Origin of the sequence: Aestuariibaculum sp. YM273, assembly GCF_030908365.1 — a bacterium.
Taxonomy (GTDB): Bacteria; Bacteroidota; Bacteroidia; order Flavobacteriales; family Flavobacteriaceae; genus Aestuariibaculum; species Aestuariibaculum marinum.
In genome coordinates this window covers 641856-659724 of record NZ_CP133090.1, presented here as the reverse complement: position 1 = coordinate 659724, position 17869 = coordinate 641856, and the positions used below count along the sequence as shown (strand labels likewise).

General features: G+C 35.4%; 16 protein-coding genes. 8 read left to right on the top strand and 8 right to left on the bottom strand.

Going from position 1 to position 17869, the window contains the following annotated elements; translation table 11 throughout:
* Window position 1: 1 nt before the first annotated feature.
* The 3 genes from RBH94_RS02915 to RBH94_RS02905 all read right to left on the bottom strand — a co-directional run bounded on the left by RBH94_RS02915 (window position 2) and on the right by RBH94_RS02905 (window position 2587).
* Window positions 2–553, bottom strand: coding sequence for a sigma-70 family RNA polymerase sigma factor (locus RBH94_RS02915; protein ID WP_188223455.1), 552 nt, complete (start codon window positions 551–553; stop codon window positions 2–4).
* Window positions 554–658: 105 nt separating this feature from the next.
* The gene (locus RBH94_RS02910) at window positions 659–1018 is read right to left on the bottom strand and encodes a DUF779 domain-containing protein (RefSeq protein WP_307882285.1); all 360 of its coding nucleotides are present in this window, start codon (window positions 1016–1018) and stop codon (window positions 659–661) included.
* Window positions 1019–1087: 69 nt separating this feature from the next.
* Window positions 1088–2587, bottom strand: coding sequence for an aldehyde dehydrogenase family protein (locus RBH94_RS02905; protein ID WP_307882284.1), 1500 nt, complete (start codon window positions 2585–2587; stop codon window positions 1088–1090).
* A 172-nt stretch (window positions 2588–2759) separates the two neighbouring features.
* Here RBH94_RS02905 and RBH94_RS02900 point away from each other — a divergent pair, with 172 nt between their 5' ends.
* Window positions 2760–3677 carry an AraC family transcriptional regulator gene (locus RBH94_RS02900; protein WP_307882283.1) on the top strand — a complete coding sequence of 306 codons (918 nt, stop codon included), beginning with the start codon at window positions 2760–2762 and terminating at the stop codon, window positions 3675–3677.
* A 40-nt stretch (window positions 3678–3717) separates the two neighbouring features.
* Here the strand turns inward: RBH94_RS02900 and RBH94_RS02895 are convergent, their stop codons facing one another.
* From RBH94_RS02895 to RBH94_RS02885, 3 genes are all read right to left on the bottom strand, one after another.
* Window positions 3718–5754, bottom strand: coding sequence for a M3 family metallopeptidase (locus tag RBH94_RS02895; protein WP_374047705.1), 2037 nt, complete (start codon window positions 5752–5754; stop codon window positions 3718–3720).
* Window positions 5755–5904: 150 nt separating this feature from the next.
* Window positions 5905–6384 (bottom strand): 5-(carboxyamino)imidazole ribonucleotide mutase, encoded by a 480-nt coding sequence (purE, locus tag RBH94_RS02890; RefSeq protein ID WP_307882282.1) that lies wholly within the window; start codon window positions 6382–6384, stop codon window positions 5905–5907.
* Between the two features lie 45 nt (window positions 6385–6429).
* The gene (locus tag RBH94_RS02885) at window positions 6430–7584 is read right to left on the bottom strand and encodes a 5-(carboxyamino)imidazole ribonucleotide synthase (RefSeq protein ID WP_307882281.1); all 1155 of its coding nucleotides are present in this window, start codon (window positions 7582–7584) and stop codon (window positions 6430–6432) included.
* Between the two features lie 153 nt (window positions 7585–7737).
* Here RBH94_RS02885 and RBH94_RS02880 point away from each other — a divergent pair, with 153 nt between their 5' ends.
* The 7 genes from RBH94_RS02880 (at window position 7738) to murC (ending at window position 14326) form a co-directional block, all read left to right on the top strand.
* The gene (locus RBH94_RS02880) at window positions 7738–8847 is read left to right on the top strand and encodes an adenylate kinase (protein WP_307882280.1); all 1110 of its coding nucleotides are present in this window, start codon (window positions 7738–7740) and stop codon (window positions 8845–8847) included.
* 128 nt (window positions 8848–8975) lie between these two features.
* The gene (gene obgE / locus RBH94_RS02875) at window positions 8976–9974 is read left to right on the top strand and encodes a GTPase ObgE (protein ID WP_307882279.1); all 999 of its coding nucleotides are present in this window, start codon (window positions 8976–8978) and stop codon (window positions 9972–9974) included.
* A gap of 31 nt (window positions 9975–10005) precedes the next feature.
* The gene (locus RBH94_RS02870) at window positions 10006–10695 is read left to right on the top strand and encodes an ion transporter (protein ID WP_307883130.1); all 690 of its coding nucleotides are present in this window, start codon (window positions 10006–10008) and stop codon (window positions 10693–10695) included.
* A gap of 36 nt (window positions 10696–10731) precedes the next feature.
* Window positions 10732–11253, top strand: coding sequence for a DUF4136 domain-containing protein (locus RBH94_RS02865; RefSeq protein ID WP_307882278.1), 522 nt, complete (start codon window positions 10732–10734; stop codon window positions 11251–11253).
* A gap of 80 nt (window positions 11254–11333) precedes the next feature.
* The gene (locus tag RBH94_RS02860) at window positions 11334–12059 is read left to right on the top strand and encodes an SDR family oxidoreductase (protein WP_188223462.1); all 726 of its coding nucleotides are present in this window, start codon (window positions 11334–11336) and stop codon (window positions 12057–12059) included.
* Window positions 12060–12163: 104 nt separating this feature from the next.
* Window positions 12164–12901, top strand: coding sequence for a lipopolysaccharide assembly protein LapB (locus RBH94_RS02855; protein ID WP_307882277.1), 738 nt, complete (start codon window positions 12164–12166; stop codon window positions 12899–12901).
* A 69-nt stretch (window positions 12902–12970) separates the two neighbouring features.
* Window positions 12971–14326 (top strand): UDP-N-acetylmuramate--L-alanine ligase, encoded by a 1356-nt coding sequence (gene murC, locus RBH94_RS02850; protein WP_307882276.1) that lies wholly within the window; start codon window positions 12971–12973, stop codon window positions 14324–14326.
* Between the two features lie 17 nt (window positions 14327–14343).
* On the opposite strand, the gene RBH94_RS02845 is transcribed toward murC, so the two are convergent.
* The gene (locus RBH94_RS02845; protein WP_307882275.1) at window positions 14344–16848 is read right to left on the bottom strand and encodes a mechanosensitive ion channel domain-containing protein; all 2505 of its coding nucleotides are present in this window, start codon (window positions 16846–16848) and stop codon (window positions 14344–14346) included.
* 57 nt (window positions 16849–16905) lie between these two features.
* Window positions 16906–17793, bottom strand: a complete 888-nt coding sequence (locus tag RBH94_RS02840) for a dienelactone hydrolase family protein (protein WP_307882274.1) — start codon at window positions 17791–17793, stop codon at window positions 16906–16908.
* Window positions 17794–17869 lie beyond the last annotated feature (76 nt).

Here is a 17869-nt window from a genome sequence, read left to right as displayed (position 1 = left end):
ATTAAAACCAATTTTCTTTTAAACATTCTGCCATTGCCGTACGTGCTCTGTGAATAATAACCCAAAGGTTAGACGCAGTGATATTAAGTTCATTACAAATAACTTCGGTGTCTTGACCCTCAATCGTTTTCAATCTAAAAACCTGTGCCTGTTTTTCGGGGAGTTTACTTAAGCAATTATAAATGGCATCACCAAGTTCGGTGTTTTCCATAGCATCTTCAGCAGTTTTGTCGAACGGATCTGCCACGCGCTCTTCTAACCAGTCGCCTTCGTCTTCTTCGGTGTTGAAGCTCATTCGCACTTCGGCTTGTCCTTTATTTGAATTAATCTTACGATAGTAATCAATAATTTTCCGCTTTAAAATAGAAATCAGCCAAGTGCGTTCGCTGGATTCACCTTTAAAGTTTTTCATTGATTTTAATCCAGCAAAAAAAGTGTCCTGAACTAAATCCTGTGCGACCTCTCTATCGTTAACACGTGAAATCGTGTAATTGTAAAGGTAATCGGAATATAAATCGATCCACTTATTCGGATTAATTTTATGGTTAGACATTGGTCAGGCTGTTTATTGATACCTACCAAAAATAGAATAAAAAAATGGATTCTTCTACTTTAAGAAGAAGGAAGTAAATTTAAAGTATAAATAGAAAAAATTGATTTAGGCTTTCGGATTTAAAACCGCGTTTTCTTCATCGGTTAATAATCTGGAGTGAATAATAAAACGAAGACCTAAAGGGATTTCCAGAGAGAAACTAGCACCACGTCCTTGGGTGATATCAACTGTTAGGTGCGTATGTTTCCAATATTCAAATTGGTCTTGATTCATGTAAAAGTTAACACCTTCAAGATTGCCTAAAAGAATATCGCTTTCATCGAGATACATATCGTCTTTTTCAAAAATCATAGGGGCAGATCCATCACAGCAACCGCCACTTTGATGAAAGATAAGTTCGCCGTGTTTTGCTTTTAATTGATTGACCACTTTCGCGGCTTGGTCTGTAATTGAAATGCGTTCCATAGTTTTTGAAAGTTAATGAGAGGCCGAATCGAGCAATAATCCGACCTCTGCATTAAGGTAGTCACCCTATTAAAAAAATCCTAACTTATTTTTATCGTATGAGATTAACATATTTTTAGTCTGGCGGTAATAATTAAGCATCATAACATGGTTTTCACGACCAAATCCAGATTTTTTATACCCCCCAAATGGAGCATGAGCAGGGTAGGCATGATAACAATTTACCCAAACACGACCAGCTTTAATAGCTCTCGGAATTTGATATAATTGATGAGCATCACGGGTCCAAACACCAGCGCCTAATCCGTAAAGGGTATCGTTCGCAATTTCTAAAGCTTCAGCTTCATCCTTAAATTTTGTCACACAAACCACGGGACCAAAAATTTCTTCCTGGAACACCCGCATTTTATTGTGGCCCTCTAAAATGGTTGGTTTTATATAAAATCCGTTGGCTAAATTGCCACTAAGTTTATTGGCTTCGCCTCCAGCTAATACTTTTGCCCCTTCTTCAACGCCTATTTTTAAATACGATTGAATTTTTTTATATTGGTCATTCGAAGCTTGTGCGCCAACCATGGTATTAACATCATAAGGGTTATCCTGAATGATGGCATTGGTTCTGGCAACAACACGTTCCATAAAAGCATCGTAAATATCTTCTTGAACTAATAAGCGCGAAGGACAGGTACAAACTTCGCCTTGGTTAAAAGCAAAAAGTACGGCGCCTTCAATCGCTTTATCTAAATAAGCATCGTCGGCGTCCATGACCGAATTGAAGAAAATATTAGGTGATTTACCACCTAATTCCATAGTTACGGGGTTTAAGTTTTTAGAAGCGTACTGCATGATTAATTGTCCGGTAGTCGTTTCACCAGTAAATGCAACTTTATCTACCTTAGAGCTTGAAGCCAGAGGCTTTCCTGCTTCAGGACCAAACCCATGAACCACATTAATCACACCCGGAGGGAACACATCGGCTATTTTTTCCATAAGTAAGGTGGCTGATGAAGGTGTTTGCTCTGCAGGTTTTAAAACCACACAATTTCCGGTTGCTAAGGCCGGAGGTAATTTCCAGGATAACATTAACAGTGGAAAATTCCAAGGGATAATTTGTCCGACGACCCCCAACGGTTCTTTAATGTTCATGGAAAGTGTATTAGAATCCAGTTCGGTGGCACTGCCTTCTTCGGCACGAATACAAGCTGCAAAATACCGCCAGTGGTCTACCGATAAAGGCACATCGGCATTTAATGTTTCGCGAATAGGTTTCCCATTATCGCAGGTTTCCACTAAAGCAAACTCTTCTAAGTTTTCCTGAATAATATCAGCGACTTTATTTAATAATGTAGCGCGTTCGGTAGCTGAGGTATTTCCCCAAGCTTCTTTGGCGGCATTGGCGGCATCCAGTGCCATTTCAACGTCTTCCTTTTGAGAGCGAGGGTACTTTGCTATTAAACTATTGTCTATGGGAGAGGTGTTTTCAAAGTATTCACCAGCAACAGGAGGAACAAATTTTCCGTTTATAAAATTATGATACGTTTCTTTAAATTTAGGTTTAGAATAACTCATTTCTTATTTAGTTTTGTTGTTAAATGTTTAAAAATGCGGTTAGTATTTTAGTTAAAGTTTAGTTTTTATAAAATTATATTGTCATTTTCTTATTATCTTGAACAAGAATATCATTGTTTTGAACATATCTATCATTTCAAATTTTTAAAGCGATTTTTTTGTACTATTGAATATGAGACAGTTATTAAACCACCACAGAAGTCACAGAAAACTATCCACTCTAGTAGAAAATAGAACCACTTATAGCGCAGCATATGCTGAGTTGAATATTTTTGAAACTCATGAATATGCGGAGAAAGTGTCTTTGATTTTCGATTTTCCGGTGATAGCAAGTATGCTTACTGGAAAAAAAGTGATGCATATTGATGGTTTGGAAGCTTTTGAGTTTTTTCCGGGAGAATCCGTGGTGATGCCAACAAGAAAGGAAATGGTGATTGACTTTCCCTTAGCAACGCAAAAAGACCCAACGCAATGTTTAGCTCTGGGAATTGATACCGATAAAATTAATGAGGTAGTTGAAAAGTTTAATTATGAAGTAGCCATTGAAAACGAAAACAATAACTGGGATTTAGATAACAATACCTCGCATTTAACCAATCATCAAGATGTAAATCATTTAATAGAGCGGTTAACATCCACCTTTCTTAATAATAGTAAATCCAAAGACGTGTTGTTGGATTTAATGATTCAGGAGCTAATCATTCGGTTATTACAAACTAAAGCCAAAGCTTTAATTATTGATGATCCGAATCAGGCGTTCAGTGATACCAGAATAGGTACAGTGATTAAGTTTATAAAAGAGAATTTAACCAATAAAGATATTACGGTAGATTTATTGGCAGAGAAAGCGTATATGAGCACGTCACATTTTCATAAGAAGTTTAAAAATACTTTAGGGGTGTCTCCAATAGATTATATTAACTCTGAAAAAATTAAATTTTCGAAGAAATTGATTAAGGAAGCTAAAGATTTTAGAATGTCTGAAATTGCCTTTAAATCTGGTTTTAACAATACCAGTTATTTTAACCGACAATTTAAAAAGATGGAAATGATGACGCCGCAGCAGTTTAAAAAAATGATTTCCGCTTAACTGAAGATGGAGTTATTCAATCAAGCGGAAACCTTAGTTATTATTTTATTAATCCCGCACGTCTTAGTAACGCTTCTGGTTGCGGTTCTTTTCCGCGGAAGCGTTTGTATAAAGTCATAGGATTTTCTGTGCCACCTTGCGATAATACGTTGTCTTTAAATTTCTGAGCCACTTCTGCATTAAAAATGCCTTCTTCTTTAAAATACTCAAAAGCATCGGCATCTAAAACTTCCGCCCATTTGTAGCTGTAATATCCAGAACTATATCCGCCTTGAAAAATATGAGAGAACGATGTGCTCATGCAATTTTCCGCAACGTCAGGATATAATTTTGTGTTTTCGAAAGCCTGAGTTTCGAAGCCTTTTACATTTTTAATGGTCTCTGGCGAATCACTACCATGCCAGCTCATGTCTAATAATCCGAAACTCAACTGACGTAAGGTTTGCATGCCTTCATGGAAGGTTGCCGACTCTTTTATTTTCTCAACCAGTTCCATAGGAATCACTTCGCCGGTTTCGTAGTGGATAGCGAATAATTCAAGCGCTTCTTTTTCGTAGCACCAGTTTTCCATCACCTGACTTGGTAGCTCTACGAAATCCCAGAACACGCTGGTTCCTGAAAGACTCGGGTAAGTCGTGTTGGCTAACATGCCATGTAATGCATGACCAAATTCATGAAATAAAGTAGTAACCTCGTTAAATGTTAATAACGATGGTTTGCTCTTGGTTGGTTTCGTAAAATTACAAACAATTGAGATATGCGGACGGCTGTTTTCGCCATCTTTCACATATTGTGGTTTGTAAACCGTCATCCAGGCACCGTTCCGTTTTCCTGGTCTTGGGAAAAAGTCGGCATACAAAATCGAAATGTAGTCGCCGTTGGTATTGGTAACCTTGTATGTTAATACATCGTCGTGATATTTGTCGATGGTATTTATTTCTTCAAATTGCAATCCGAATAATTTTTCAGCAACAGTAAATGCACCGTTGATAACATTTTCTAATTTGAAATAAGGCTTTAATTTTTCATCATCTAAATTGAATAATTTTTGTTTCAATTTTTCTGAATAATATGCTGAATCCCATTTTTGAAGCTGATCGACACCATCTAAATCTTTGGCAAATGTTTCCAAGTTTTCAAACTCTCCTTGTGCAGCAGGTTTAGCTTTTTCAAGAATATCGTTTAAGAAAGTTTGAACGCTTTCTGGGTTTTTGGCCATACGTTCTTCTAAAACAAAATGCGCATGTGTTTTGTAGCCTAAAAGATTCGCGCGTTCATGACGCAGTTTTACAATTTTTAAAACAATCTCCTGATTATCTAATTCATCGTTTTGAAACGATTTTGCTCCAAAAGCAATGGCTAAGGTTTTACGTAACTCGCGATTATCGGCATAGGTCATAAACGGAATATAGCTCGGATAATCTAAAGTGATTAACCAACCGTTTTTACCTTTGCTTTCTGCTAATTGCGCAGCAGCTTCTTTAGCACCTTCAGGTAAACCCGCTAAATCCTCTTCATTTGTAATATGCAGCTTGTATTTGTTAGTTTCGGCTAAAACATTCTCACCGAAGGTTAATTTCAGCTTGCTTAATTCTTTGTCAATCTCACGGAGTTGTTGCTTTTTGTCTTCCGCTAGGTTTGCTCCATTTCTTGAAAAGCCTTTGTACTTTTTGTCTAAAAGCGTAGCTTGTTCGGTTGTTAAGTCTAACGAATCTTTAGCATCGTACACAGCTTTTACACGTTTAAAAAGCGCTTCGTTTAAGGTAATGTCATTACTGAATTCTGATAACAAAGGGGAAACCTCTTGTGCTATTTTTTGAATTTCATCGTTAGTTTCAGCCGAATTCAAATTGAAAAATATGCTCGATACACGATCTAACTGCTCACCAGAAAAATCTAATGCTTCAATAGTATTTTGAAACGTAGGAGCTTCCGGATTGTTAGTAATAGCGTCTATCTCTGCTTTAGCATTTTCAATGCCTTCTTTTATGGCCGGTAGGAAATCACTATTATTAATTTGTGAAAAAGGCGCAGTATTAAAAGGAGTTTGAAATTTTTTTAATAGGATGTTTATCATTTTAGTAATAAATATGTTAAAACAAAAATTATATTATGCATACATAGTATAATTTTTGTAGATTTGACGCAGTTCAATTGAAAGAGTGACTAACTCAAATGAATTATTCTTAATAGCACTAAACCCCGAATCTCTTCGGGGTTTTTTGATTTATAAGCCTTTTGCCGACTCGTATACCTTTTGCTTTAAGCTTTCTTTATAGTCTACTATTTTGTTTAAAACGACTTCGTCTGAAGAGCCAATAATTTGAGCAGCTAAGATGCCCGCGTTTTTAGCACCGTTTAAAGCCACGGTTGCTACGGGTACACCACCAGGCATTTGTAAAATAGATAATACAGAATCCCAACCGTCTATAGAGTTGCTGCTTTTTACGGGAACACCAATAACAGGTAGTGGGGATAAAGAGGCTATCATACCTGGTAAATGTGCAGCACCACCTGCACCAGCGATAATAACACCGATACCTCGCGTATGTGCATTTTTCCCATAGTCGAATAATTTCTCAGGAGTTCTGTGAGCTGAAACGATATCTACTTCAACTTCAATATTGAAATCTTTTAAAATGTCTACAGCGTCTTGCATTACAGGCAAATCGCTTTTGCTTCCCATGATGATTCCTACTTTATTCATCTATAATTTATTTTATGTTTTTGTCTTTATGTATTGATGAAGCGATTATTCGCTAATCACTTTTATGGTCTTTTTTACTTCTTCAGCAATTTTCCTTGCCTGATTGATGTCTTGGTCTACAATAGTTACATGCCCCATTTTTCTAAACGGACGTGTTTGTTTTTTACCATAAATGTGTGGAGTAACACCATCTAAGCCCATAATGGTTGAGATGTTTTCGTAAATCACATTACCACTGTAACCTTCAGCCCCTACTAAATTTACCATAACGCCACCAACTTTACTATCGGTGCGACCAAGGGGTAAATCTAAAATAGCTCTTAAGTGTTGTTCAAACTGCGAAGTGTAACTCGCTTCGATAGACTGGTGACCTGAGTTATGAGGTCTTGGCGCAACTTCGTTAATTAAAATCTCGTCGTTTTGCGTCTGGAACATTTCAACAGCTAATAAACCAACGTGGTTAAAAGCTTCCGAAGTTTTTAAAGCCACATCAATAGCTTTTTGTGCTACCGCGTCAGGAATTCTTGCCGGACAAATTACATATTCTACCTGATTGGCTTCCGGGTGAAATTCCATTTCAACCACTGGGAAATTTTTGCTTTCTCCAGAAGGTGTACGAGCCACAATTACTGCCAATTCATTTTTAAAAGGTACTAATTCTTCAGCAATACATTCCACATTTGGTAAGCCTTCTAAATCTGAAACAGATTTTACAATTTTAACCCCTTGTCCGTCGTAACCAAACTGAGCTGATTTCCATACGAAAGGCACGGTTAAACTACCATGTTCGATAGCTTCTTTTACTTCTGTAGTATAAGCAAAACGGGTAAAAGGAGAGGTTGGTAAATTATTGTCTTTATAAAACAATTTTTGTCTCGCTTTGTTTTGAATAGTCCTGAGAGTTTTAGATGCAGGATATACTTTGATACCTTCTTTTTCAAGTGCTTCTAATGCATCAACGTTTACGTTTTCAATTTCAATGGTTAATACATCAACCTGTTTACCAAAATTGTAAACGGCATCATAATCCATTAAATCACCTAAATGAAATTCGTTACTTGCAATTTTACAAGGAGCTTCGTTACTTGCATCTAACACACAAGTATATATGTCAAACTTTCTGGTATCGTTAAGAAGCATTTTACCTAATTGTCCGCCACCAAGAATACCTAGTTTAAAATTTGAAGAAAAATAGTTCATTGTTTATCTTTAAAAATGAAATTAAATTGTCTAACCGACAAAATATGATGCAAAAATACACTTAAATATTAATTAGTGTCTAAATCGTAAATCAAAAAATGGTGATTCCTTAATCTATTGATTATCTTTGCACCTTTATTAAAATAAGTTTCAGTGGTAAAGCTACACGACAAATTTTTTAAACCGTTTATTTCTGCCGAAGAAATTGACCGGGCTATGACTCGAATGGCGAGTGAGATAGCAAAAGATATTGGAGATGAAATTCCTGTGTTTATTGGTATTTTAAACGGATCGTTTATGGTAGTAAGCGATTTTGTAAAGAAATATCCAAAACCATGTGAAGTAACGTTTATTAAGTTAGCCTCTTACGAAGGGGTAAAGTCTACCGAAGATATTCAACGACTTATAGGCTTAACACAAGATTTAACAGGACGCACTGTGGTTATTCTTGAAGATATTATCGATACAGGTAATACTTTAGCAGAAGTACATCGTATTTTTAAGAATGAGCAGGTAAAATCGTTAAAAATTGCAACGTTATTTTACAAACCTGAAGCTTATAAAAAAGATTTCAAACTTCATTATGTTGGTATAGAGATTCCTAATAAATTCATTGTAGGCTATGGATTGGATTACGACGGACTAGGAAGAAATTTACCCGAAATATATCAAATAAAACAAACAGAATACATGACAAATTTAGTGCTATTTGGCCCTCCAGGTGCTGGGAAAGGAACACAAGCAGAATTTTTAAAAGAAAAGTATAAGTTAGTACATATTTCTACTGGCGACGTTTTTAGATACAACATTAAAAACGAAACAGCTTTAGGAATGTTAGCAAAATCATACATCGATAAAGGAGAGTTGGTTCCAGATCAGGTAACGATCGATATGCTTGAGGCTGAAGTAGAGAAAAATACAGATGCTAACGGATTTATCTTCGACGGGTTCCCACGTACAAGTGCGCAAGCTGAAGCATTAGATAAGTTAATGGAAAGTAAAGACTCTGCAATTAGCGCAATGATTGCTCTTGAAGTTGACGATGAAATTTTAGTAGAACGCTTAATAAAAAGAGGTGAAACCAGCGGAAGAGCTGATGATGCCGACGAGTCTATTATTAGAAACAGAATTACTGAGTACTATAACAAAACAGCTATCTTAAAAGATTACTATTCTGCCCAAGATAAATACTATGGCGTAGATGGTGTAGGATCTATCGAAGAAATTACAGAGCGTTTAAGCAGCGTTATAGATAACTTATAAAATCTTAATCCGTAAGGATTTAAAGCAATAAAAACCATATCTTTAAAGTATTAAGGGTATGGTTTTTTTAAAAATACAATAGCATTTAATAGCAAATCCACTTTCGTGGAAGATTAAAATAAACAACAATGACAGAAGGAAATTTCGTTGATTATGTAAAAATGTATGTGAGCTCGGGTAATGGAGGAAAAGGTTCAGCACACTTACATCGCGAAAAATATATAGCTAAAGGAGGACCTGACGGAGGTGACGGAGGTCGTGGTGGTCACGTTATTGTTCGCGGAAAATCTAATCTGTGGACCCTTCTGCATTTAAAGTTTAAAAAACATATTCGTGCCGGTCACGGAGAACATGGAAGTAGCGGACGTAGTTTTGGAGCCGATGGTGAAGATGTATACATCGATGTGCCATTAGGAACCGTAATTCGTGATACCGAAACAAATGAAATCCTTTTTGAGATTACCGAAGAAGGACAGGAAAAAATTCTCGCTCAAGGAGGAAAAGGCGGACTTGGAAACTGGCATTTTAAAAGTGCAACCAATCAGACCCCACGTTATGCACAACCTGGATTGCCGTTAGAAGAAAAGTTTGTAACCATGGAACTTAAGGTACTTGCCGATGTTGGATTGGTAGGGTTTCCTAATGCAGGAAAGTCTACGTTGCTATCGGTAGTAACGTCAGCTAAACCAAAAATCGCCGATTATGAGTTTACAACGTTGAAACCGAATTTAGGGATTGTAAAATATCGCGATTTTCAAACCTTTGTTATGGCCGATATTCCTGGGATTATTGAAGGGGCGGCCGAAGGTCGTGGGTTAGGACATTACTTTTTACGTCATATCGAGCGTAACTCTATTCTATTATTTTTAATTCCAGCCGATGCTGAAGATATTAGAAAACAATACGATATTCTATTAGATGAATTACGCCGTTATAATCCTGAAATGTTAGACAAAGAACGCATCATTGCCATATCGAAATGTGATATGTTGGATGATGAACTTAAAGCAGAGTTGAAGGAGGAATTAGATAACGAACTACCAATACCGTATATGTTTATTTCATCGGTAGCGCAGCAAGGTATTAAAGAACTTAAAGATAGGCTTTGGAAAATGTTAAATGATTAATTGATGACATGTGAGACATCATATCAAAAATATGGTTGAATTAAATAACAGTAAAAGAAGTAAGTTCTTTGCGTTATTTATTCAACTGTTAATTTTGATTTCGATAATCATCTTTTCCATTGAAACCATTCCAGATTTAAATCCTCACACTAGAAAGGTTTTACATTACATAGATCTTATTATAGTCATTATTTTTACAATTGAGTATATTTTAAGAATATACTTAGCCAGGCATAAATTAAGGTTTGTTTTTAGCCTTTTAGGACTTATCGATTTGATGGCTATTCTACCATTTTATATATCTATTGGTGTCGATTTGCGAGCACTTCGAGCGTTACGGTTTTTAAGTATTTTCAGAATATTTAAGTTAATACGATACAATCGGGCAATTCATCATTTTGTAAGAGCTATAAGGTCGGCTAAAGAAGAAATACTACTTTTTATATTTGTAACACTTATTTTAATTTTCTTTTCTGCTGTTGGAATTTATTATTTTGAACATGAGGCGCAACCTGAGTATTTTTCTAGTGTGTTCGAAAGCTTATGGTGGGCTGTTATTACACTTACAACAGTTGGCTATGGAGATGTGTATCCCATAACGGTTGGCGGGCGTGTTTTTACTTTCTTTATTTTAATGATTGGACTCGGAATTATTGCTATTCCAACAGCAATTATTTCTTCAGCATTAACAAAATCAATGGATAGAAAGGTAGAAAAGTAAAATTTCGTAATTTTCAGTATCTAAATCTATTCAATAATGAAAACGTTACTTTCAGCTTTAATGATTCTTGTTCTAATCTCTTGTTCTTCTGTTCGGGTTAATCACGATTACGATAAGGAAACCAAATTTTCTCAATATAAAACCTATAATTATTACGCCGATATGAATACTGGATTGAGTGAACTCGACACCAAACGTTTTCTCGATGCCTTAGATAATCAGTTATTTCAGCAAGGTTATAAGCTGGCTAAAGAACCGGATTTCTTTATTGATGTGAGTAGTAAAGAATATGAAGAGGGACCTAAAAGTTCTTTTGGTATTGGTTTGGGTGGAACTGAAAGGCATGTTGGTGGTGGTGTTTCCATTGGTGTACCAGTAGGACAGTCAAATATTAACCGACAAATTACTGTCGATTTTGTTGATGAAAATAAAAAACAATTGTTTTGGCAAGCGGTAAGCGAATCGACATTTAAACATAATGAAACGCCGGAAAGCAGAGAGACGATTTTTAAGGCTATTGTTGTTAAAATGTTATCTGAGTTTCCGCCTAAACCATAGTTTTATAATTATCATAACATTTTAAATGCTTCAATTGATTTTTCGTTTAGTAATTTTACGAAAATCACTAAAAAATAGTTATGAGTTCATTAAAAGATAAAGTAGCCTTTATAACCGGAGGCACAAAAGGAATAGGTTATGGAATTGCACAATCTTTATTAAACGAAGGTGTAAATGTAGCCATTACTGGAAGAGATTTAGCTGCGGCACAAAAAGCTGCAAATGCATTGAATTCCAATTCAACTCAAGGAGCTAAAGCAATTGGTATTCAGGCTGACGTTAGAAGTTATGAAAGTCAGCAAGAAGCGATTCAAACCGTTTTAGATACCTTTAATAAAATAGATGTTGTCATTGCGAATGCTGGAATAGGACATTTTGGTAGTATTGAAGATTTAACAGTAGAGCAGTGGCAGGAAACTATTGATACCAATTTAACCGGTGTGTTTTATTCTATTAAATCGAGTATTGAAGCCTTAAAACAATCAAAAGGATATTTTATTACGATTTCCAGTCTAGCGGGAACTAATTTCTTTGCGAAAGGATCGGCGTATAATGCTAGTAAATTTGGATTAACTGGATTTTCGCAATCTGTAATGTTAGATTTACGTAATTATGGGATTAAAGTAAGTACCATTATGCCTGGATCGGTATCGACCTATTTTAATGGTAATACACCAGATGAAAGTGATGCCTGGAAAATTCAAATTGAAGACTTAGGAGAAATTGTTGTGGATTTATTGAAGTTAAACCCAAGAACATTACCAAGTAAAATAGAGGTTAGACCGACTATGCCTCCTAGTAAATAAATGACGTTAATAATTTAATTATTGATATTATAAAATCACCGACTTTAAGTTGGTGATTTTATTTGATTTAAAAGGATTATTTTTGCTAAAATTAAAATAGTGTAATGCCTCGAATTCTGTTTTTACTTTTCTTTCCTATATTGGCAATGGCTCAGGTGGATGCCAATAGCATTCAAGATTTATTTAATCAAGAAAAATTCATAGAAGCCGAAACTATTTTAAAGTCCCATTTAAAACAATATCCCAATGATGTAGAAGCAGTAGAATTATTGGGGGATGCTTACGGGCATCAAAAGAAATGGGATGAAGCCATCGAGAGTTATCAATCGTTAATCGATTTTGATCATAAAAATGCTAATTTCCATTATAAATACGGCGGTGTTTTAGGTATGAAAGCCTTATCGGTGAGTAAGGTTAGAGCATTAACTCTAATAGGAGATGTTGAAGAAGCCTTTATTAAAGCCGCTGAATTAGACGCAAATCATATCGATGCTAGATGGGCGTTGGTTGAATATTATATGAAGTTACCTGGTTTTTTAGGTGGAGGTGTTTCTAGTGCGTTACTTTATGCTAATCAGTTAGAAATGCTTTCAAAAGTGGATGGGTATTTAGCTAAAGGTTTTATTTACGAAAGCGATAAGGAACCAGAGTTGGCCGAGAACTATTATAAAATGGCCATAACCGAAGGCGGTTCGTTGGTGTGCTATGATAAATTAACCAAATTTTATATTGCTCAAGATGAACCTGAAAAGGCTATATTAAATCTTAAAGCAGCTTATGAAAAGCATCAGGATTCAGATTTACTGATTCAAATTAGAGACCTGGAAAACGATAAACAGTAAAATTTAGAGGGCTTGTATTACCGCTAAAAAAATAGCAATCCTTATCTTTACACACTACAAAAATAACTTATGAACGTACATTTTATAGCCATTGGCGGTGCGGCAATGCACAACCTTGCTTTAGCATTACATAATAAAGGATATCAGGTAACCGGTAGTGATGATGAGATTTTCGAACCTTCAAAATCACGTTTGGCAAACAAAGGATTATTGCCAGAAGCGTTTGGTTGGTTTCCTGAGAAGATCACTGAAAATTTAGATGCGGTTGTTTTAGGAATGCATGCAAAAGCCGATAACCCAGAGTTATTAAAGGCTCAGGAATTAGGACTTAAAATTTACAGTTATCCAGAGTTTTTGTACGAGCAATCTAAAAATAAAACTCGTGTGGTTATTGGCGGAAGTCATGGGAAAACTACCATTACTTCAATGATTCTTCATGTCATGCATTACCATGATCGCGATGTTGACTATATGGTGGGAGCACAACTTGAAGGTTTCGATGTGATGGTAAAGTTAACCGAGGACAATGATTTTATTGTTCTTGAGGGCGATGAGTATTTAAGTTCTCCAATAGATAGACGCCCTAAATTTCATTTGTATAAACCTAATATTGCTTTGTTAAGTGGTATTGCCTGGGACCATATAAATGTATTTCCAACCTATGAGAATTATGTAGAGCAGTTCAAGATTTTTGTAGATTCTATAGTAAAAGGCGGAAGTATTAATTATAACGAAGAAGATGCTGAGGTAAAACGTGTAGTTGACGCTTCAGAAAATCCGATTCGTAAAATAGCTTATCACACGCCTGAATATACTGTTGAAGACGGCGAAACCTATTTGGAAACACCAGAAGGACCAATGCCTATCGAGGTGTTTGGAAAACACAATTTAAATAATCTGGCAGGCGCGAAGTGGATTTGTCAGCATATGGGTATTGATGAAGACGATTTTTATGAGGCCATTTCAACTTTTAAAGGGGCAAGTAAACGCCTGGAAAAAATAGCGGAAGGCAAAACCAGTGTAGCTTACAAAGATTTTGCGCATTCACCAAGTAAAGTTGAAGCTACCACCAAAGCGGTTAAAGAGCAATACAATGACAAAAAATTGGTGGCTTGTTTAGAACTTCATACCTATAGCAGTTTAAATGCTGAATTTTTAAAGGAGTATAAAGGCGCTTTAGATGATGCCGATACGGCCGTTGTGTTCTATTCGTCGCATGCGGTAGAAATTAAAAAGCTCGATGCTGTATCTCATGAACAAATTGCCCAGGCTTTCGAGCGTGACGATTTGGTTATTTATACAAACACGGACGATTTTAAAAACTTCTTATTCTCACAAAATTTCGAAAACAAAGCATTATTACTTATGAGTTCGGGTAATTACGGCGGACTTAATTTTGATGAGGTTAAAGCTTTGATAAAATAATAAAACATCTTTTCTTTTTAAGATGTTTTATTTTCAATAGTGTTATTATTAGGCATACTCTTGATGTGAATATCTCTTTGAGGGAATGGTATTTCTATACCCGCTTCTTTAAAGGCATTATAAACCGCAACTGAAATCTCACTTTTTGTCGTTAAACTCAGTTCGTAATGTACCCAACATTGTAATACGAAATTAAGAGAGTTATCTCCAAACTCAAGAAACAGTCCGCGTGGAGGGGGCGTTTTTAGAGTGTTAGGGTGTGATGCACCCGTTTTAGCCAGTATTTCTAATACTTGATTTGGGTCAGCATCATAAGTTGCGCCAATAAAAATATCGATGCGTTTAATGTTATCTGAAAGCGTCCAGTTAATAAGATTGTTAGACATCAGGTTGTAATTGGGTACTATAACTTCGGCGCCATCAAAAGTTCTAATTTTTGAGGAACGCACCCCAATTTTATGTACACGTCCTAAAAGGTTATCAACTTCAATCGTATCACCTTGTAAAACTGGTCGTTCAAACACTAAAATTAGCCCTGAAACAAAATTGGAGATTAAGGTTTGTAAACCAAAACCAATACCAATACCCATAGCACCAGCGAGCAGGTTAAATTTACTCAAATCCATACCCAAGGATGATAGTGCAAAAACAAACCCGAAGGCGACAATAAAATAACGAATCACTAGGGAAACGGCAGCAGGTATTCCTTTTGGTAATCGTAAGGATTTTAAAACGCCTTCACCATCGCCATCATCAATCATAAACGAAATAAGTGTGGTTAACAGATATGATGAAATCAGGATAATAATAAACGATAAAATCGAACCGATGGTAATGCTTATCGTACCGAGTTTATAGGGTTCAGAAAGTATGTCTGTTAAATAATCTTTCAAGGGTCTGTAGACTTCAATCATATTCAAGAAAAACAGAAACCAGAAAATTAAGACTACGACTCTTAATATTTTCATTAATTTGAGTTCTAAAGCTAATTTTCTGTTGAAATCAATTTCAGCTTTGGAACTAAAATGTCTGTGAATTACACTGGTTGAGATACCTTCAAGAATTAACAATAAACTATAAAAAATGACAGTGATAACGCCAATATGCGTACAGATTTTAAGAGTGATGTCAGTTAGGTTCGTATAGCCCAAGAAATTCGACATGATGGCTACAAAAACCAGAATGTAAATAGAAGGACTTAATTGAATTAAGAACTTACTAAGCGGATTGATTTTAGCATCTTTTGTTGTATACAGTTTTTTTAGTAATAAGTAAACCGCAGCACCAATTAGAATGGCTTCGCACAGTAAGTAAACTCTATAAACTCCGGAATGAAACCATAAATATGTTTTTAATAAATCTATAACATAGAAAAATGTAATAACGTAGTATATGTTTTTAAACTGCGTTTTTATTTGTGGTCGTACTACATACGATGAGACAATGATTAACCCCAAGATTAAAATACTTTCAAAAAGTTTAGGTGTTCCTGTGAAAAATATATTTCCAATAAGTAAAGACAGGAATATATATGATGCAATAGGGTGTTTTAAAATAACATCTTTAGAGATGTGTAAATTTGGGTCGTTCGCTACAAACTCATATTTTTCAAACCCACGTTTCAGAAAGTAGATAATTCCGGAAAGAAATAAAATGAGTGTAAAATACAAGTAGAACGAACTTTTATTGTTTTTTATAAAGCTTACAAGTTCTTTAAAACTATCTGAAGCGGCTTCTAATGCCGAACCATTACTTGAGCTTTCGGTTTGAGAAAAGGAAATTTTCCAAATAGGATTGTGTCTTAAATGAAATAAATCATAGGTTTCAGAGTTTTTAAGGGTTAAAATCTCCTCCATGATTTCGTTAATCAATTCTACTTTAAAATTGATTTTCGACTCTAACTTTAAAGCAGTATTGTTTTCTTCAATAATGGCTTTATCGATCGCTTCAATATCTTTAATTAAATCGCTAATGCGGTTTAATATTTCTTTTGGCGCTTCTTCATTTTTAGCATTTTCAAGCGTTAAATCCCATGTTTTGTGATGCAATTCAATTGTTTCAAGTAAGCGTGTGTTGCGAGAAACAAAGTTATTAACATCATCTTCTATACCTGTTAAATATATTCGATTTCCATTCCATTTGGTATACAGGTTTTCAATTTTTTGTCTGTTTGGATTTGAAGCTAGAACTTTTTCAGTTTGTTCCTGTTGTTTATCAATATATGTGGCATAAGTAGGGTATAAAGAATCTACTTTATGCACAGCTTTGTTAGCTTCCAGCTTACGTTCAATAAGTTTTAAATCTTCATTGGTTTTTTGAATGTTTTGAATAATCGCTGTTAACGGTATAGCCTTGGGAGCATTAACAATTATAGAGTCGATGGTGTTGTCTGAATCTTGTGCCTGTATGTTATTAAAACTGAAACATAGCACAATGAATGACGTTAATAATGTTTTAAGCGAAACCGATGATAAAGTAAAATGCATAAAGTTATAGTTGACTTGTGCTATAAATTTATGCATAAAATGTAAATAAATTAAATGATTTTTAACTTATAAAAGTGGAAATGGAATTCTGTGTTATTGCAGTTTTTCTTTAAAAAAGTCTATCGTTCTTTTCCATGCTAAAGTAGCTGCAGCCTCATCGTATCTTGGAGTTGTATTATTATGGAAACCATGATTAACCTCAGGGTAGATATGTGTTGTGTATTCGATGTTATTTGTTTTTAAGGCGGCTTCATAAACCTCCCAACCTGCATTAACGCGAGTATCTAATCCAGCATACTGAATGAGTAAAGGCGCTTTAATGTTAGCCGTTTCTTCAGCTGAAGGTTGCCCGCCATAAAATGGCACAGCCGCAGATAAGGATGGTACTTTAACCGCCATCATATTGGCAATCCATCCACCAAAACAAAAACCGACCACACCAACTTTTCCGCTACAATCTTTATGGTTTTTTAAATAGTTATAAGCTGCAATAAAATCTTCCAGCATTTCATTACGATCTCGTTGCCGCTGCAAAGCACGTCCATCATCATCATTGCCAGGATATCCTCCGAGTGGGGTTAGTGCGTCTGGAGCTAAGGAAATAAACCCTTCTAAGGCTGCACGCCTGCCAACATCCTCAATGTATGGGTTAAGTCCGCGATTTTCATGAACCACTATAATTCCAGGTAGTTTACCTTTTGCTATTTTAGGTTTAGAAAGTAATCCTTTGATGGTGCCACCGCCGCTAGGAGATTGGTAAGTAATAAATTTGGAATCTAATTTAGGGTCATTGGGGTTAACCAATAATGTATCGGTATAGTTAGGTGTTATAAAACTTAACAGCGAAGACACGGTAATGCCCCCTACAGCAAAAACAGATAACTTTTCAACAAATTGGCGTCTGTTTATTTTATTGTGTGCATAATCATCGTATAAATCGTAAATGTTCTGATTGATATCTTCTTTTTTTAATGGTTTCATTTAGTTGAAGTGTTAAGGTTTGATTTTCAGTGGTTCAAATGTTGAAATATAAATTTACAATATTTATATTTACTCT

Excerpts from the sequence above, each read along its gene's own strand:
- RBH94_RS02865 (WP_307882278.1), top strand. The coding sequence starts at position 10,732 with ATGAAAACGTTACTTTCAGCTTTAATGATTCTTGTTCTAATCTCTTGT.
- RBH94_RS02870 (WP_307883130.1), top strand. The coding sequence starts at position 10,006 with ATGGTTGAATTAAATAACAGTAAAAGAAGTAAGTTCTTTGCGTTATTT.
- murC (WP_307882276.1), top strand. The coding sequence starts at position 12,971 with ATGAACGTACATTTTATAGCCATTGGCGGTGCGGCAATGCACAACCTT.
- RBH94_RS02855 (WP_307882277.1), top strand. The coding sequence starts at position 12,164 with ATGCCTCGAATTCTGTTTTTACTTTTCTTTCCTATATTGGCAATGGCT.
- RBH94_RS02910 (WP_307882285.1), bottom strand. The coding sequence starts at position 1,018 with ATGGAACGCATTTCAATTACAGACCAAGCCGCGAAAGTGGTCAATCAA.
- RBH94_RS02900 (WP_307882283.1), top strand. The coding sequence starts at position 2,760 with ATGAGACAGTTATTAAACCACCACAGAAGTCACAGAAAACTATCCACT.
- purE (WP_307882282.1), bottom strand. The coding sequence starts at position 6,384 with ATGAATAAAGTAGGAATCATCATGGGAAGCAAAAGCGATTTGCCTGTA.
- RBH94_RS02915 (WP_188223455.1), bottom strand. The coding sequence starts at position 553 with ATGTCTAACCATAAAATTAATCCGAATAAGTGGATCGATTTATATTCC.
- obgE (WP_307882279.1), top strand. The coding sequence starts at position 8,976 with ATGACAGAAGGAAATTTCGTTGATTATGTAAAAATGTATGTGAGCTCG.
- RBH94_RS02840 (WP_307882274.1), bottom strand. The coding sequence starts at position 17,793 with ATGAAACCATTAAAAAAAGAAGATATCAATCAGAACATTTACGATTTA.
- RBH94_RS02895 (WP_374047705.1), bottom strand. The coding sequence starts at position 5,754 with ATGATAAACATCCTATTAAAAAAATTTCAAACTCCTTTTAATACTGCG.
- RBH94_RS02845 (WP_307882275.1), bottom strand. The coding sequence starts at position 16,848 with ATGCATAAATTTATAGCACAAGTCAACTATAACTTTATGCATTTTACT.
- RBH94_RS02860 (WP_188223462.1), top strand. The coding sequence starts at position 11,334 with ATGAGTTCATTAAAAGATAAAGTAGCCTTTATAACCGGAGGCACAAAA.
- RBH94_RS02885 (WP_307882281.1), bottom strand. The coding sequence starts at position 7,584 with ATGAACTATTTTTCTTCAAATTTTAAACTAGGTATTCTTGGTGGCGGA.
- RBH94_RS02905 (WP_307882284.1), bottom strand. The coding sequence starts at position 2,587 with ATGAGTTATTCTAAACCTAAATTTAAAGAAACGTATCATAATTTTATA.